This window comes from Streptomyces sp. NBC_01450, assembly GCF_036227505.1.
Lineage (GTDB): Bacteria > Actinomycetota > Actinomycetes > Streptomycetales > Streptomycetaceae > Streptomyces.
Window position 1 is genome coordinate 4,742,526 of sequence record NZ_CP109480.1, and the last position, 15,605, is coordinate 4,758,130.

General features: G+C 70.0%; 13 protein-coding genes. 5 read left to right on the top strand and 8 right to left on the bottom strand.

Going from position 1 to position 15,605, the window contains the following annotated elements; all coding sequences use genetic code 11:
* The first annotated feature begins 46 nt into the window (after positions 1-46).
* Positions 47-655, top strand: a complete 609-nt coding sequence (locus OG568_RS21120) for a Uma2 family endonuclease (protein WP_329532717.1) — start codon at positions 47-49, stop codon at positions 653-655.
* On the opposite strand, the gene OG568_RS21125 is transcribed toward OG568_RS21120, so the two are convergent.
* Positions 648-3,056, bottom strand: a complete 2,409-nt coding sequence (locus OG568_RS21125) for an MMPL family transporter (RefSeq protein WP_329536405.1) — start codon at positions 3,054-3,056, stop codon at positions 648-650. The two genes, OG568_RS21120 and OG568_RS21125, sit on opposite strands and share 8 nt — an antisense overlap.
* 186 nt (positions 3,057-3,242) lie before the next feature.
* Between OG568_RS21125 and OG568_RS21130 the strand changes: the two genes are divergently transcribed.
* The 3 genes from OG568_RS21130 (at position 3,243) to OG568_RS21140 (ending at position 7,784) form a co-directional block, all read left to right on the top strand.
* On the top strand, positions 3,243-3,932 hold the full coding sequence (locus OG568_RS21130) for a response regulator transcription factor (protein WP_266585067.1): 690 nt from the start codon (positions 3,243-3,245) through the stop codon (positions 3,930-3,932).
* Positions 3,929-5,482, top strand: a complete 1,554-nt coding sequence (locus tag OG568_RS21135; RefSeq protein ID WP_443077711.1) for an ATP-binding protein — start codon at positions 3,929-3,931, stop codon at positions 5,480-5,482. Before OG568_RS21130 ends, OG568_RS21135 begins: the two co-directional genes overlap by 4 nt.
* Before the next feature lie 235 nt (positions 5,483-5,717).
* Positions 5,718-7,784 carry a sulfatase-like hydrolase/transferase gene (locus OG568_RS21140; protein ID WP_443077875.1) on the top strand — a complete coding sequence of 689 codons (2,067 nt, stop codon included), beginning with the start codon at positions 5,718-5,720 and terminating at the stop codon, positions 7,782-7,784.
* Between the two features lie 100 nt (positions 7,785-7,884).
* Here OG568_RS21140 and OG568_RS21145 read toward each other — a convergent pair whose 3' ends face one another.
* From OG568_RS21145 to OG568_RS21155, 3 genes are all read right to left on the bottom strand, one after another.
* Positions 7,885-9,441: an ABC transporter substrate-binding protein gene (locus tag OG568_RS21145; RefSeq protein ID WP_329532719.1), complete on the bottom strand. Its 1,557-nt coding sequence runs from the start codon at positions 9,439-9,441 to the stop codon at positions 7,885-7,887.
* Between the two features lie 147 nt (positions 9,442-9,588).
* Positions 9,589-10,869, bottom strand: coding sequence for a metallophosphoesterase (locus tag OG568_RS21150; protein WP_329532720.1), 1,281 nt, complete (start codon positions 10,867-10,869; stop codon positions 9,589-9,591).
* A gap of 60 nt (positions 10,870-10,929) precedes the next feature.
* The gene (locus OG568_RS21155; RefSeq protein ID WP_266436832.1) at positions 10,930-11,172 is read right to left on the bottom strand and encodes an SCO4848 family membrane protein; all 243 of its coding nucleotides are present in this window, start codon (positions 11,170-11,172) and stop codon (positions 10,930-10,932) included.
* A 202-nt stretch (positions 11,173-11,374) separates the two neighbouring features.
* Here OG568_RS21155 and OG568_RS21160 point away from each other — a divergent pair, with 202 nt between their 5' ends.
* On the top strand, positions 11,375-12,685 hold the full coding sequence (locus OG568_RS21160; protein WP_329532721.1) for a D-alanyl-D-alanine carboxypeptidase family protein: 1,311 nt from the start codon (positions 11,375-11,377) through the stop codon (positions 12,683-12,685).
* Here OG568_RS21160 and OG568_RS21165 read toward each other — a convergent pair.
* The 4 genes from OG568_RS21165 to OG568_RS21180 are packed head-to-tail and all read right to left on the bottom strand — an operon-like array spanning position 12,639 to position 15,505.
* Positions 12,639-13,607, bottom strand: coding sequence for a YihY/virulence factor BrkB family protein (locus OG568_RS21165; protein WP_329532722.1), 969 nt, complete (start codon positions 13,605-13,607; stop codon positions 12,639-12,641). The two genes, OG568_RS21160 and OG568_RS21165, sit on opposite strands and share 47 nt — an antisense overlap.
* On the bottom strand, positions 13,595-14,041 hold the full coding sequence (locus tag OG568_RS21170) for a GtrA family protein (protein ID WP_266436838.1): 447 nt from the start codon (positions 14,039-14,041) through the stop codon (positions 13,595-13,597). The genes OG568_RS21165 and OG568_RS21170 overlap by 13 nt, the downstream gene beginning before the upstream one ends.
* Positions 14,038-14,982 (bottom strand): decaprenyl-phosphate phosphoribosyltransferase, encoded by a 945-nt coding sequence (locus OG568_RS21175; protein WP_329532723.1) that lies wholly within the window; start codon positions 14,980-14,982, stop codon positions 14,038-14,040. Before OG568_RS21175 ends, OG568_RS21170 begins: the two co-directional genes overlap by 4 nt.
* The gene (locus OG568_RS21180; RefSeq protein ID WP_329532724.1) at positions 14,975-15,505 is read right to left on the bottom strand and encodes a phosphatase PAP2 family protein; all 531 of its coding nucleotides are present in this window, start codon (positions 15,503-15,505) and stop codon (positions 14,975-14,977) included. The genes OG568_RS21175 and OG568_RS21180 overlap by 8 nt, the downstream gene beginning before the upstream one ends.
* Positions 15,506-15,605: the final 100 nt, after the last annotated feature.

Genomic DNA, 15,605 nt, shown 5'->3' on the forward strand with positions numbered 1-15,605 from the left:
GCGGCCTACGATGATGTCCTCGACACCAGCCCATGGGAGGCACGTGATGTCCGCAGCAGCTGTCGAGCGACCGCACGAGGACCGGCCGCTGATCGCCGAGGCGAACCGCATCATGGACCGTCTTCCGGGCCGCCGCGTCGAGATCATCGGAGGCCAGATCTTCGTGACGCCCTCTCCTGACGTCGCTCACGCGCGGGCGCTCAAGAAGGTGACTCGCCCCTTCGAATCAGCAGGTCTCGATGAGGGTGAGACCGAGGTGCTCCAAGGCATCGGCATCTGGCTGCCGGGCGGTCCCGAGGATTACGCGATCCCCGACTTCTGCCTCGTCGAAGCCGACATCGACGAGCACCTCATCGAGAACAACGCCTACGACCCCGTGGCGTTCCGCCTCATCCTCGAAGTCACCTCCAGCAACTGGAGGACCGACCTCCGTGCGAAGGTCACCGCCTACGCCGAAGCCAAAGTCCCCGTCTACGTCATCGTCGACCGCGAACACCAACGCCTCCACGTCCTCACCGACCCCGCCGGAGACACGTACGCAACCCATCGCGTGCACGCCCCCGGCGAAATCGTCATCCTTCCCCGCTCCATCGGCGCCGAGGTCACTCTGGACGTCAACGAGATCCTCAAAGCCGGGCAGCCGAAGGCTAGTTGACGGCGTCCACCTCCCCCTTCGTCAACTCCAGGTCGTGCACGAGCGGTTCGTCGGTCACGACGACATGCCGGGCGCGGGCGCCGTACGACGAGGCCGTCGCCGACAGCAGGTAGGTGCCCGGAGTCGGCACCGAGACGATGTACGAGCCGTCCGCCAGTGAGGTCACCCGGTCCAGTTGACGTCCGCCCTTGCTGAGCAAGGTGAGGACCGCCCCGTCGACCGGCGCGCCCTCAGCGTCACGGACGAAGCCGTGGACGACCGACGATCCTCCCGCCGAAGCCCGCGGCAGCGACTCCGCCTCCTCGGCCGGCTCCACCGCCAGGTGCGGCAGCCGCTTCTCCAGACCCGCCGGCAGCCACCAGTTGGACTTGCCCAGCAGATGCATCGCGGCCGGCACCAGCGCCGTACGGAGAATGAACGCGTCCAGCGCGACCGCCGCCGCGAGGCCCACGCCCGCCATCGCCGCCCCCGAGTCTCCGCTGAGGACGAAGGCGAGGAAGACGCAGACCATGATCAGGGCGGCGGAGTTGATGACACGGCTGGTCTCCGCGAGGCCGACCCGGACCGCGCGCGCGTTGTCCTTGGTGTGCACCCACTCCTCGTGCATCCGGCTCACCAGGAACACCTGGTAGTCCATCGAGAGGCCGAAGAGGAGGGAGAGCATGATGACGGGCAGGAAGGCGTTGATCGGGCCCTCCTTGCCGAGGCCCAGCAGGCTCAGTCCCCAGCCCCACTGGAAGATCGCGACGAGGACGCCGAAGGACGCGGCGGCCGCGATCAGGTTCATCAGGGCGGCGGTGAGGGGCACCACCAGGGAGCGGAAGGCGATCATCAGAAGCAGGAAGCCCAGGCCGATGATGGTGGCGATGAAGAGCGGCAGGCGGTCACCCGTGACAGTCGAGAAGTCCTTGGAGATCGCCGTCACGCCACCGACGTGCGCCTGAGCCCCCGCGTCCGGGATCACCTTGTCCCGCAGGGTGTCGATGAGCTGGTCCGTCTTCTCGGACTGCGGTGAGGTGGTCGGTACGACCTGGATCACCGTGACGCCCTGGGCGGGCGGCAGCGCCGCGACCTGGGCGACGCCCGCGGTCGAGCGGATGCCCTGCACCAGCTTGTTCGTGTCGCCGCCGGTGGAGACCACCTGGAGCGGACCGTTGAAGCCGGGGCCGAAGCCCTCCGCGAGGAGGTCGTACGCCTTCCGGGTCGTCGTCGACGCGTCGTCGTTGCCCTGGTCGGTCGCGCCGAGCCGCAGCGACAGCACCGGGATCGCGAGGATCGCCATGACGACGAGGGCCATCACGGCGATCGAGCGCGGGCGCTTCTGGACGCTCGCCGACCAGCGTGCCGCGAAGCCACTGGCCCGCTCCGGCTCGGGGCCTTCGGCGGCCAGCTTGCGCCGCTGGCGGCGGCTGAGCACCCGGGAGCCGAGGAAGCCGAGCAGCGCGGGCAGCAGCGTGACCGCCGCGAGCACGCTGAACACCACGGTGAGGGAGGTGCCGATGACCACGCCGTCCAGGAAGCGCAGGTTGGTCACGAGCATGCCGGCGAGCGCGATGCACACCGTGCCGCCCGCGAACAGCACCGCGCGGCCGGAGGTGTTGAGGGCGATGACCGCCGACTCCTCCGGGTCCATGCCGCGCAGGATGCCGCGCCGGTGCCGGGTGACGATGAACAGCGCGTAGTCGATGCCGACCCCGAGGCCGATCAGCGTGGCGAGCAACGGGGCCAGGTCGGGTACGGACGTGACATGGCTGAGCAGTTGGGTGGAGAACAGGCCCGTGCCCACCCCGAAGATCGCGATGCCGATCGGGAGGAGCATCGCGAACAGCGAGCCGAAGGCGAGGAAGAGGACGACCGCCGCGGCCAGGATGCCGATCATCTCGGCGAGTCCGGTGGGCGGTTCCTGGACCCGCTGGATCGCCTGGCCACCCAACTCGACGTGCAGTCCGCCGCGTTCGGCGCCCTGCGCGGTGTCGACCACGTCCTGCACCAGCTGCTTGGGCACCGCGTTCGCCTGCTCGGCGAAGGTGATCTGGGCATAGGCGATCTTGCCGTTGGCGCTGATCTGCGCCGCGCCCCGGTCGCCCGCGTACGGGCCGGTGACGCCGCCGACCCCCGCCATCTTGCCGATCTTCTCCAGCGCGGGCTGGATCCGGGACTGTACGGACTGGTCCCGGACGGTTCCCGTGTCGACCTTCCACACCACCGTGTCGGTGTCGCCCGCGCGCTCCGGGAAGGCCTTCTCCATCTGGTCGTACGCGCGTTTGGAGTCCGTGTTCGGAAGGGAGAAGACGTTCGCGTAATCCGTGCCCGCGGTCGAGGCGGCGGCCCCGAGCCCGAGCAGCGCCCCCACCCACAGCAACAGGACCACCAGCCGGTGCCGATAGCACCACCGTGCCAATGTCGCCACGCTCAACGCTCCTTAGTCGACCGGCCATCCGGCCGTTCGGTTGTCGGTTGGTCCCCCAGGTCCTGGACCAACCATCAACCGGCGCGCTCGAGCGACGACACAGACCGCCCATGACTCTCAAGGAACTCCAAAGGGCGAGCCGCCCCCTGGCGCGACCCGCGTGCGGATACTGGGGGCATGACCGCTCACGAGGGTGCCACCGTTCTCGTCGTCGAGGACGAGCCGAGCATCGCGGACGTCCTCGCCATAGCCCTGCGCTACCACCGCTTCGAGGTGATGACCGCGGGCACCGTCCGCCAGGCACTCACGCTCGCCGAACGCACCCGCCCCGACGCGGCACTGCTCGACGTGATGCTGCCGGACGGCGACGGACGGGCGCTGGGCCGTGAACTGCGCCTGCGTCGGCCCGACCTGGCGATCGTCTTCCTCACCGCGCGGGACGCGCCCGCCGAGATCGTCGGCGCGCTCGGCTTCGGCGACGACTACATCACCAAGCCGTTCAACATCGACGAGGTCGTCGCCCGGATCACGGCCGTCCTGCGGCGCACCCGCCCCGACGACGTCCTTCCGCAGCGCCCGCCCCTTCGCTACGGCGAACTCGAACTGGACGAGACCACGTACTCCGTACACCGCGGGGACCGCACGGTGGAGCTCACCCCCACCGAGTACGCCCTGCTGCGCTTCCTCGTCCGCAACGGCGGCCGGATCGTGCCCAAGGATCAGCTCCTGCGGCATGTCTGGCAGTACGAGCACTCCGCCGAGTCGACCGTCGTCGAGACGTACATCAGCTATCTGCGCCGCAAGCTCGAACCCCTCGGCCCGCCGGTGATCCAGACCCGCCGGGGCGTCGGATACGGCCTCGCATGACCACCCCGGCACCCCCGGACCGGGGCGAGGTCACGGTGCGTGCGGAGAATCCCGCCCTCCCGGAACCCGTACTCCGGGCCGAGTACGCCGTCTGTGCGGGGATTCCCGCGTATGTGAGTGTGCGGCGGGCCCGGCGTCACCACGGGATCCACTCGTTGCGCGGCAAACTGACGCTCGCGAACGTGGGGTTGCTGGCGCTGGGCATCATCGTGGCGACCGCCGTCAGCCTGATGGGCATGCGGCACTATCTGCTCGACCAGGTCGACACGGAACTGTCCAAGACGCGGGAGTCGCTGACCGGTTCGCGGCTCACCCTCCACCAGGTCGACTCGCTCACCGCGCTCGCCTTCGTGCGCGACCGGATGGCCCCTGGCGCGGACCGGTCCGACAAGCCCGACTCGATCTTCGCGGCGGTGGACGGCCACGGGACCCCCCTCAGTGTCGGCGGTTTCAAGCCCACCGAGATCCAGCGCGCGCTGGTCGCCGCGGTGGACGACCCGAGCGCCCTCGCGCACGACCCCGCCCTGCACGACACCACCGTGCACGGCGCCTCCTACCGGGTCACCGGGGCCCGGCTCGCCGATGGCACGTACGTGCTGCTCGCCGCCTCCACCGACGCCCTGCACAAGGGCATCGCCAAGGCCCTCAAGCTCGACCTGGGCGTCGGAACCCTGCTGTTGGCGCTGCTCGCCGTGCTGACCATGATCAGTGTGAGCCGCCGGATGCGGCCGCTGGAGGACATGGTGGAGACCTCGTCCGCCATCGCCGAGGGAGACCTCACCCGACGCGTGCCCTCCAGCCACCATCCGACCCAGGAGGTCGAACAACTGCGGCTCGCCCTCAACTCCATGCTTCACCAGGTGGAATCGGCGTACCGGACCCGCGAGCGCAGCGCGACGCAGCTGCGCCGGTTCGTCGCGGACGCCTCGCACGAGCTGCGCACCCCGCTGTCGGCGATCCGCGGCTACCTCCAGCTGTACGAGAAGGGCATGCTGCGCGAGCCGGGTGAACGCCGGCGGGCCTGGGACCGGGTGAACGCCGAGGCCGACCGCATGGGACGCCTCGTGGACGAACTGCTCATCCTGGCCCGCCTCGACCAGAGCCCCGAGCTGCGCTTCAAGAACGTCGACCTGAGCCGTCTCGTACGGGACGCGGCCGAGGATCTGCGGGCCCAGCAGCCCGGGCGTCCGGTGACCGTGGGCGCCGACGGGACGCTGCTGGTGCACGCCGACGAGTCGGGGCTGCGGCAGGTGCTGGGCAACCTCGTGGCCAACGTACGCACCCACACGCCCGCCGACGTGCCGGTGCGGCTCGGTCTCGAACGGGAGGACGGGATCGTACGGCTGTGTGTCGCGGACCAGGGGCCCGGGCTGGCGGAGGAGGACGCGGCGCGCATCTTCGACCGGTTCTTCCGGGCGGGCGGTGGCGCGGGGAGCGGGCTGGGGATGGCGATCGTGCAGGGAGTGGTGGCCGCGCACGGGGGCGAAGTGACGGTACGGACGGCGCCGGGAGCGGGGCTCGATGTCACGGTGACGCTTCCGACGCGGTGAGCTGCTTTAACAAGCGCAGTGAGGTGCTTGAACAAGCTCGGTGACTCGCTTGAACATAAGCAAACCCGGATGATTGAACACCGGCCGGTACGACCTCGTACCCAACAGATGAAGGCGGCCCCGACCTCAGCCTGGTCCGCCGCGCCACCACCGGGCTTCGCACGGAAGGACCGCCGGGTTGTCGTTCAACACGAGCTCTCGACAGCTGCCGAAAACGGACGAGGCACCCGAGGACATGCCCTCGCAGGAGGCCACGCCCCTGGACGCCCCCGAGCCGAAAGCCCCGGAAGCGAAGGCCCCGGAAGCCAAGGCCCTAGAAGCGAAGGCCCCGGAGACGGAGACTCCCGAGGCGGAGGCTCCCGAGGCGGAGACACCTGAGACCGGGACAGCTGAGACCGAGACACCTCAGACGGAAGAACCTGACGCGGAAGCCTCGGACGCGGAAGCTCCGGAAGCCTCGGACGCCGAAGCCTCGGACGCCGAAGCCCCGGAAGCCCCGGAAGCCCCGGACGTCGAGGTTCCGGAGCAGGCCGCCGCCGTGTCCGACACCGGCGCCGCCGCGCCCGAAACCGACGGCGACGGCGACGGCGACGGCGGCGGCGGCGACACCCCCGCCGCCGCTCCCCGACCCCGCCGGTGGCGGCGCGTCCTGGGTGGGTGGCGGGAGAAGTACCCGGTCGCGGCCCGCGTCCTCGCGTGGGCCACCACCGCCGTGGCCCTCGCCGTCGTGGTCGTCGCGCTGCTCATGCCGACCCAGGCGGACAAGTTCCGGGTGGCCGCTTTCGTGCGTCTCCCGGTGGAGGCGATCTTCGGCGCCGCCCTGCTGATCGTCCTGCCCCGCAAGCCGCGGATCGCCGTGGCGGTGTTCGCCGGGCTCGGCCTGGGCGCCCTGACCGTCGTGAACTTCCTCGACATCGGTTTCAACGAATACCTCGGGCGAGGCTTCAACGTCGTCCTCGACTGGTCGCTCTTCAGTGATGCGCAGGGATACCTCCAGGACACGTTCGGCAAGGGTGGCGCGCTCGGCATCGCGGCCCTGGCCGTGACGCTCGTGATCGCCGTACTCGCCCTCACGACGATGTCGGTGATCCGACTGGGCAACCTGGCGGCCCGGAACACCGAGACGGCGACCCGCACGACACTGGTGCTGGCCATCGCCTGGGTCACCTGCGCGGCGCTGGGCGTGCAGTACGCCGCGGGGATACCCATCGCTTCGGAGCACACCATGCAGGCCCTCCAGTTCAAGGCGGACCAGGTGCGGCGCACGCTTCGGGACGAGGCCGAGTTCGCCAAGATCGCGAAGAAGGACGACTTCGCCGACACGCCGCCCGACCAGCTGCTCACCGGGTTGCGCGGCAAGGACATGATGATCACCTTCATCGAGAGCTACGGCCGTAGCGCGATCGAGGACCCGGTCATGGCGCCGGGCGTCGACGCGACGCTCACGGCCGAGAACGAGAAGCTGACGCAGGCCGGGTTCGCGGCCAAGAGCGGCTGGCTGACCTCGGCGACGTACGGCGGAAGCAGCTGGCTCGGCCACTCCACCTTCATGTCGGGCCTGTGGATCAGCAACCAGCAGCGCTACCGCACCGTCACCGCGGGCGAGCGCCTGACCCTCCCCGGCGCCTTCAAGAAGACGGGCGCCTGGGACACGGTCGGTGTCATGCCGGGCATCCAGAAGGCCTGGCCGGAGCAGAAGTTCTACGGCATCGACAAGCTCTACGACTCCCACAACCTCGGCTACAAGGGCCCGAAGTTCAGCTGGTCGACCATGCCCGACCAGTACGCCCTGACCGCGTTCGAGCGCCTGGTGCACAGCAAGAAGCACGACAAGCCGCTGATGTCGACGATCATCCTGACCTCCAGCCACCAGCCCTGGGCGCCGATCCCCAAGCTGGTCCCGCAGGACCAGGTCGGCGACGGCTCGATCTACGACTCGATCGAGAAGGCCGGCAAGAAGCCCGCGGACATCATCACCGACTCCACCAAGTCGAAGCAGGAGTACGGCAAGTCCATCCAGTACTCGGTGTCGAGCCTCATCAACTACCTGGTGAAGTACGGCAACAAGAACACCGTGCTGATCTTCCTCGGCGACCACCAGCCCATCGCCCGGGTCAGCGGCAACCACGCCAGCCGTGATGTGCCGGTCTCGATCGTCGCCAAGGACCCGAAGGTCCTGGACAAGATCGCCGACTGGAACTGGGCGGACGGCCTGCAGCCGAAACAGGACACCCCGGTCTGGAAGATGAACGCGTTCCGCGACCGCTTCCTGACGGCGTACGGCTCGACCCCGGCGCCGTGATTCGGGGAGCCGGGGCCGCCACGAGGGACCACACGGTCTCGCCGTGGCGGCCCCGGCTCCACACGGGGTGGGGTGCCGCCCCGTGAGATCGCGTCACGTGTCAGATCCAGTTGAGCCGCCACAGGCGGAAGACACCGGTCCCGTCCGACAGATACTGGCCGCCTCCGACGTCCTCACTGCTGAGCACGTACTCCTTGCGCTGCCACAGGGGAATCAGGGGAACATCGCGGGCCACTCTTTCCTGTAGTGCCCGGAAGTCGTCGGACACTCGGCTGCGGTCCTCATAGTGCTGGCTGTCCTGAATCAGCCGGTCCACGTCCTTGCTGCTGTACCCGTTCTTCATGCTGTTGCCGGTGCCGACGAGCGGGGTGCTGAAGGTGTCCGGGTCGGGGAAGTCGGCGACCCAGCCGACCGCCCAGGCGTCCAACTTGCCCTCGGCGTACCGCTTCTGGAAGTCGGTCCACTCGTAGCCCTCGATGTCCACCTTGAACAGGCCGCCCGCCTCCAGCTGCCGCTTGAGCTCGGCGGCCTCCTCACCGGCGGCGCCCCGCCCCTCGGCGTATCCGTAGGTGAAGCGCACCGGCAGGGACACCCCGGCCTCGGTGAGCAGGGCCTTCGCCTTCTCCGCGTCGGGCTTGGGATAGGCGTCGAAGAACGACGTCGAGTGTCCGGTGATGCCCGCCGGGATCAGCCCGTACAGCGGCTCGGTCGTCCCCTTGTAGGTCTGGCTGACCAGTTGCTCTCGGTTGATCAGAGCGGCGACGGCCTGGCGTACGAGGAGGTTGTGCAGCGGCGAGCTCGCGCGGACGTTGAGGACGAGGTTGCGGGTCTCGGCGCTGTCGGCCTCGGTGACGTGCTGGTCGGGGTCGCTCGGCGAGAGGGCGGCGAGCGTCGCGGGCGTCAGCTGACGCGTCGCGACATCGACCTGCTTCGCCTTCCACGCGCTCTCCAGGGCCGCGGGGGTGGCGTAGTAGCGCAGCACGGTGGGCGTGCCGCTCCCCTTGACGGCGCCTCTGTAGTGCTTGTTGGGCGCGAGAACGGCCCGCTTGTCCTTCGTATACGTCTTCAGTACGTACACCCCGGTGCCGTCGGCGCCCGCGTCCTTGCGCAGGGCGTGCTTCGCGTAGCGGGCGTGGTCGACGATCGACCCGGCTCCGGTGGCCACCTTGAAGGGGAAGGTGGCGTCCGGCGAGGACAGGTGGAAGGTGACCTTGAGGCCCTTGGCGTCCACCGAGCCGAGGGTGGAGAACAGGGACGCGGGCCCCACCTCGGAATTGATGGCCTTGACCCGGTCGAAGGAGAACTTCACGTCCTCGGCGGTCACCTTGCTCCCGCTCGGGAAGGTCAGGTCGTCGCGCAGGGTGCAGGCATAGGTCCGCAGCCCGCTGCCCACGAACCCGCAGCTCTTCGCCGCGTCCGGCACGGGCGCCGCGCCACCGGGCTCGAACGTCAGCAGTGACTGGAACACATTGCTGAACAGGGCCCAGGAGCCGGCGTCGTACGCGCCGGCCGGGTCGAGCGAGGTGACGGCGTCCGTCGTCCCGACCGTGATGGTCCTGTCGTCGTTCATCTTCGACGGCAGTAACTGCCAGCCGCCCACTCCCACGGCCACCAGTACCGCCAGCACCGCGAGAATCCGTATGCGAACCGATCGCATCGGCGCCCCTCCCCAGGCCACGCCCCGTGTCACTCCCCAGTGACGCGGATCACCCAACCACAGGTGTTTCGTCTGAGGGAAGAGGTGTTCGAAGAATCAAACGGGGTATTGGGAGAGGCCGTTTCGCCCCTGTTTCACAGCCGGTTCTCAGGCTTGCGGGGACGCCAGTTCCACGACGGTGATGTCCGACGGCGCGCCCACCCGGGTCGGCGGCCCCCACGCACCCGCGCCCCGGGAGACGTACAGCTGCGTGTCGCCGTACCGCTCCAGCCCCGCGACCGTGGGATTGGCCAGTTCCGCGATGTAGTTGCCGGGCCAGAGCTGTCCGCCGTGGGTGTGCCCGGAGAGCTGAAGGTCGACACCGTGCTTGACCGCGTCGTGGATCTGGACCGGCTGATGGGCGAGCAGCACCACGGCCCGCGAGGTGTCCCGGTCCCCCAGCGCCCTGCCGAAGTCGGGCCCGTGCCCCTCGCTCTCCCCCGCGACGTCATTGACGCCCGCGAGATCGAATCCGGCCATTTCCGTCCGCGCGTTCTCGAGCGGGTGCAGACCCAGTTCCCGTACTTCCCGTACCCATTGCGCGGCGCCGGAGTAGTACTCGTGGTTGCCCGTGACGAAGTACGAGCCGTGCCGCGCCCGAAGCCGCGCGAGGGGCGCCGCGGCGGGTCCGAGGTCCTTCACACTCCCGTCGACCAGGTCCCCGACCACCGCGATCAGGTCGGGCTGCGTCGAGTTGATCGTGTCGACGACCCGCTGACAGAAGTCCCTGCCCAGGACGGGCCCGAGGTGGATGTCGCTCACCACGGCGATCCGGTAGCCATGAGCGGACCGAGGCAGTTTGGCGAGCGGCACGGTGACCCGCTTCACCCGGGGCCCGCGCAGTACCCCGTACGTCCCGTACCCCACGGTCCCCACGGCGACGGCCGCGGCCGCCCCGCCGACGGCGCGCGAGACGAAGAGCCGCCGCGAGGGCGTGGTGACGGGCCGTGACGGTTCGACAGGTGGGAGCTCTTGGGGTTCCTGGGGCTCCCGGGGTGCCGCTCCCGTCGGTACCGACTCCGTGTGCGGTACGGGTGCCGTGTGCGGTGCGGCCGCGGAGGGGGCCCCGCGCCGTTCCACGACCCGGCGCAGCAGCGGTCGTACGACCTCACCCGCCACCGCGCCCAGCAGCAGATAGATCGACAGCGCCATCCACAGGAACCCCGGCCAGGCCAGCACCCGCTGGAGCCAGAAGGGCGCACCGGCGCGCTCCGCGGCGACCGCGGCGATCATCAGCACCGGCCCCGCGACGAAGACCACCGTGCCCGCGCGCCGGGCGAGCCCCGGACCGGACGTCGTGTCGCGCACCAGACGGCGCCACACGTACCAGTACAGCCCCGCGACCGCGGCGAGGGCGAGCAGTCCCACCAGTACGAAGACGATGACCAAGACGCCGTGCCCCCCGTTGCGTTCCGTGGTGTTCGGTTGCCCCCCGTTCGTCCCCTGTTGTTATGACGTCTGGCGCAACGCGCGCAGTCCGCGGAACCCGATGCCCCCGACGACCGTCCCCAAGACAAAGGAGACGACGGCGAGCGTCAGGTGCACCCAGAAGTACGCCGTCGGATCCCCCGCGTCGTTGAACGCGAGCCCGCTGCCGTCCTTCCACAGGTTTTTGACGAAAGTGACCCAAATGACCCAGCTCCACACTCCGAAGGCGAGCAGGAACCAGGAGACGGGGCGGCTGAGTTTCACGCGAAGGGACCTTTCATCACCATGCCGGGCACCCGAAGCCGACCCAACGGGCCGGGGGTCCGGGGGTTGTCCCCCGGGTGGGCACAGCATGGGTCCAGTATCGCCGTCGCCGGCCGGGACCCGGCGCCGGGGTGGCCGGGACCTGGGGACTCCACGGTCCGGTGAGGGGACTTCCCAGCCCACGCCCTGTACTTTCTCGACCGTGCCCGTCACCAAAAAGACCATCCGGCGATCGATGCTGGTCACTTCCGCCACCCTGTTGTCTCTTTCACTGACGACAACCGTCCCCGTCTTCGCGGCCGGCAAGCCGTCGTCGTCGCCGTCACCGACGGCGAGTCCGAGCGCCACTCCACCGGCGAACATGTCGACGGTGGGTGGAGCGCGGCTGGGACAGGCCGGGACCCAGGTGGATCTCGGCGCGGGCGCCCCGGTGCTGCCCAAGGAGGTGACCGCACGCTCCTGGATCGTCACCGACGCCGAGTCGGGTGACGTGCTGGCCGCCCACAACGCGCACTGGCGGCTGCCCCCGGCGAGCACCCTGAAGATGCTCTTCGCCGACACCGTGCTGCCGAAGTTCCCCGGGACCGAGCGGCACAAGGTCGCCGTCACCGACCTCTCGGGCATCGGCGCGGGCTCCAGCATGGTGGGGATAAAGGAGGAGGAGACGTACACCGTGCACGATCTGTGGCTCGGTGTCTTCCTGCGCTCCGGCAACGACGCCGTGCACGTGCTGTCGGCGATGAACGGCGGCGTCGACCAGACGGTCAAGGACATGCAGGCGCACGCCGAGGACCTGCAGGCCCTCGACACACATGTGGTCAGCCCCGACGGCTACGACCAGCCGGGCCAGGTGTCGTCGGCGTACGACCTGACGCTGTTCGCCCGCTCCGGGCTGCAGAAGAAGGACTTCCGGGAGTACTGCTCGACGGTGCGGGCGAAGTTCCCGGGCGAGACGAAGAAGAACGACAAGGGGAAGACGACCCGCGAGACCTTCGAGATCCAGAACACCAACCGCCTGCTGACCGGCGACACCGACGTCTCCACGTACCAGGGCATCGCGGGCGTGAAGAACGGCAACACCACCAACGCGGGCGCCACCTTCACCGGTGTCGCCGAGCGGAACGGCAAGGTGCTCCTGGTCACCGTGATGAATCCGGAGAAGGACGAGCACAACGAGGTCTACAAGGAGGCCGCGCGGCTGCTCGACTGGGGGTTCGGCGCGACCGGCAAGGTCACGCCGGTGGGTGAGCTGGTGCCGCCGAAGGGCGTCGACACCGGCGCGCAGGCGGGTGCGTCCGCGTCCGCCGGATCCGACGCACCGACGTCCACCGGGGGCCGCGGGGACAAGGCCTCCGCCTCACCGGTGGCCGCCTCCGCGGCGTCGAAGGACGGCACCAGCGGGATCGGAACCGCCCTGGCCGTCACGGGCGGCCTGCTCGTCCTGGTCGCCGGCGCCGTCTTCCTCGTCAACCGCCGCTGGCCCCTCCCTGACCTGATGCGCCGCCGCCGCTGACCTTCTCGGGCTCCTCGGGGGCGTCGGGCTCTCCGGGCTCGTAGGGGGCGTCGTCGCGTTGTTTCGGGCCGGAGTCGGCATGTCCCGTGGCCGTCCAGGCGGCGCAGAACAGCACCAGCTTCGCGGTGAAGTTGATCCACAGCAGCAGCGCGACGGGCACCCCGAAGGCGCCGTACATGCTCTTCGACGCCACCCCCCGCATATAGCTGCTGAGCAGCAGCTTGAGCAGCTCGAAGCCGACGGCGCCCATCAGCGCGGCGACGACGAGCCGGTGGCGCGGCGGCTCGACGCCCGGCAGCAGGGTCAGGACGTACAGGAGCACCAGGAAGTCGGCGAGCACGGCGACGGCGAACGCGGCGGACTGCAGCAGCACGCTCCCCCAGTCGTGTTCGCCGATGCCGAGCTGCCGGGCCGTCCAGCCCACCATCGAGGACGCGACCGTGGAGACGGCGATGGTGACGAGTACGGCACCGCCGAGTCCGACGAGGATCCCGGCGTCCAGGAGCTTGCGCAGGAGGGGGTTCTCCTCCCTGTCGGGCAGCTCCCAGACCGCGCGCAGACAGTCCCGCATGGAGCCGACCCAGCCGATGCCGGTGAACAGCAGGACGGCGCCCGCGATGAGCCCGATGGTGCCGGCGTTCTGGACCAGCCCGTTGATGTCGAGCTGGTCGGAGATGCCCGGCACCTGATCGGCGATCTTGTCCTGAAGCTCCTTCTGCCGCTGGCTGGTGAGGGTGGCGGCGGCGATCGCGGCGCCGACGGTCAGCAGCGGGAAGAGCGCCACGAAGCTGATGAAGGTCATCGCGGCGGCGAGCCGCGCCCACTTCACCCGGTCCAGACGCTCGTACGACCGCCACGCGTGCGTGGCCATCAGGCGGGTGACCAACGGCCCCACGCCGGGAAGCTTTTTCAGCCAGTCCATGATCCGACTCTGCCCTCGCCTCGGAAGACCAATGTCCGGGTACCCCAAAAACGCAGGACCGTGGCGAGTGCCATACCGATCCCGGCACCGGAGACCGTGTCGGCGCGCCGCGAGGTGAGCCCGAGGCCATGGTGGCTGACGGCGATGCACAGGAGCTGGACGAGGGCGCCCGCGAGGTTCACGGCGAGGAACACCAGGAAGTCGCGGCACCGCCGGGGCCCCCGCACGGGGTGGTGCCGGTAGGTGCCGAGCGCGTTGCCCGTGTACGCGACCGAGCAGCCCGCCGCGAAGGACAGCGCCTTGGCGGTGAACGGGTCGAGGCCCACGGGGCCGCGCAGCCAGAGGAAGAGGCCGAGGTCGGCGGCGTAGGCGAGGACGCCGACGGTGGCGAAGCCCAGGAGCTCCTGGGTCAGGGGCCGCTGGGCCGGGCTCACCAGTTCACGACCGCGAGCCCGTACATCGCCAGCCACACCACTCCGATCAGGGCGAGCGCGCGGTCGCGCAGGACGACGTCCTCGGGTTCGCCCGCCGTGCCCCGGTCGGCGAAGACGGCGTAGCGCAGGACGGCCAGGATGAAGGCGACCATGGACAGTTGGCGCCAGGGCAGCACCCCGGCGCCGGGCACATCGCCGTCCTCCAGGGCCCACAGGCAGTAGGCGAGGACGGCGACCCCGGCGGCCAGCTGCCAGACGAAGCGCAGATAGCCGGTGGTGTACTCGGTGAGCAGCGCGCGGGTGGCACCGGGGCTCCCGGCCAGCTGGACGGCCTCGGAGTACCGTTTCGCCGCCACCATGAAGAGGGCGCCGAAGCCCGTGGTGATCAGGAACCAGCGGGAGAGCGGGATGCCGAGGGCGAGCCCGCCGATCATCGCCCGCATCAGGAAACCGGTCGTCACGACGGCGAGGTCGACGACCAGGACGTGCTTGAGGCTGACGCAGTACGCCAGTTGCATACCGAGGTAGGCGGTCAGCACTGCCGCGGTGACCGGAGAGGACAACAAGGCGGCGGCGACCGGGGCGAGGACGGCGAGGACGCCCCCCGCGGCATACGCGAGGGAGACGGGGACCTGGCCCGCGGCGACCGGGCGGCGGCGCTTGACCGGGTGGGCGCGGTCGGCGTCGGCGTCCCGGGCGTCGTTGATCAGGTACACGGCGGCGGCGCAGGCGGTGAACAGGACGAAGACGAGCGCGAGTTGGATCACCGCATGCCGGGAGAAGAGCTGGCCCGCCGCCGCCGGGGCCGCCACGACCAGCAGGTTCTTCACCCACTGACGGGGACGGGTGGTCCTGAGGAGCCCCCGGGCGAGGCCGGTGAGAGTCCTCTCGGGCGCCGGGGCGGTCGGCGTGGGCTCCAGGAGCACCGTGCGCTCAGCCATGGCCGGCCTCGATCCAGCGGGCGCCCAGACGCGCCGTCAGGGCGCCCAGGGCGGCGCCCGCGACCACGTCCGAGGGGTAGTGCACGCCGGCCACCAGCCGGGAGAGGCACATCGCGGCGGCGAGCGGGAGCAGCGGGCGGGCCCCGAGCGCGCCGAAGGCCACCGCCGCGGCGGTCGCGGCCGTGGCGTGGGAGCTGGGGAACGAGTGACGTCCGGCCGTGCGCACCAGCGGAACGATGTGCGCGGGGCGTGGACGGCGCACGATCCGCTTCACACCCATGCTGGCGAGGTGCGCGGTGGCGGTGAGTGCCGTGCCGCGCAGCCACGCGCCGCGCCGCTCGCGGTCGACCACCGCCCCCGTGAGCCCGGCCCCGAGCCACAGCGCGCCGTGCTCCCCGGTCCAGGAAAGGGTACGAGCGACGGCCGCCACGCGTGGATCCGTGCCGCGCTCATAAAGGGCCGACAGCAGCCGACGGTCCATGCCGTCCCAGCGTCGGCGGTCCATGTCGTCAAGGTCGTCCATGTGATCTCACTCTTCTAGGGAGTGGCCACAGAATTACGGAAATCTTGTACGACATCCCATTAATCACCCATTTCGGTGAGGAGCCGCGAAGACGGGAGAG

What these genes read in the sequence shown, in the direction of transcription:
- OG568_RS21165 (WP_329532722.1), bottom strand. Translation starts at nt 13,607, where the DNA reads ATGGACTGGCTGAAAAAGCTTCCCGGCGTGGGGCCGTTGGTCACCCGC.
- OG568_RS21140 (WP_443077875.1), top strand. Translation starts at nt 5,718, where the DNA reads ATGCCCTCGCAGGAGGCCACGCCCCTGGACGCCCCCGAGCCGAAAGCC.
- OG568_RS21145 (WP_329532719.1), bottom strand. Translation starts at nt 9,441, where the DNA reads ATGCGATCGGTTCGCATACGGATTCTCGCGGTGCTGGCGGTACTGGTG.
- OG568_RS21180 (WP_329532724.1), bottom strand. Translation starts at nt 15,505, where the DNA reads ATGGACGACCTTGACGACATGGACCGCCGACGCTGGGACGGCATGGAC.
- OG568_RS21130 (WP_266585067.1), top strand. Translation starts at nt 3,243, where the DNA reads ATGACCGCTCACGAGGGTGCCACCGTTCTCGTCGTCGAGGACGAGCCG.
- OG568_RS21135 (WP_443077711.1), top strand. Translation starts at nt 3,929, where the DNA reads ATGACCACCCCGGCACCCCCGGACCGGGGCGAGGTCACGGTGCGTGCG.
- OG568_RS21120 (WP_329532717.1), top strand. Translation starts at nt 47, where the DNA reads ATGTCCGCAGCAGCTGTCGAGCGACCGCACGAGGACCGGCCGCTGATC.
- OG568_RS21175 (WP_329532723.1), bottom strand. Translation starts at nt 14,982, where the DNA reads ATGGCTGAGCGCACGGTGCTCCTGGAGCCCACGCCGACCGCCCCGGCG.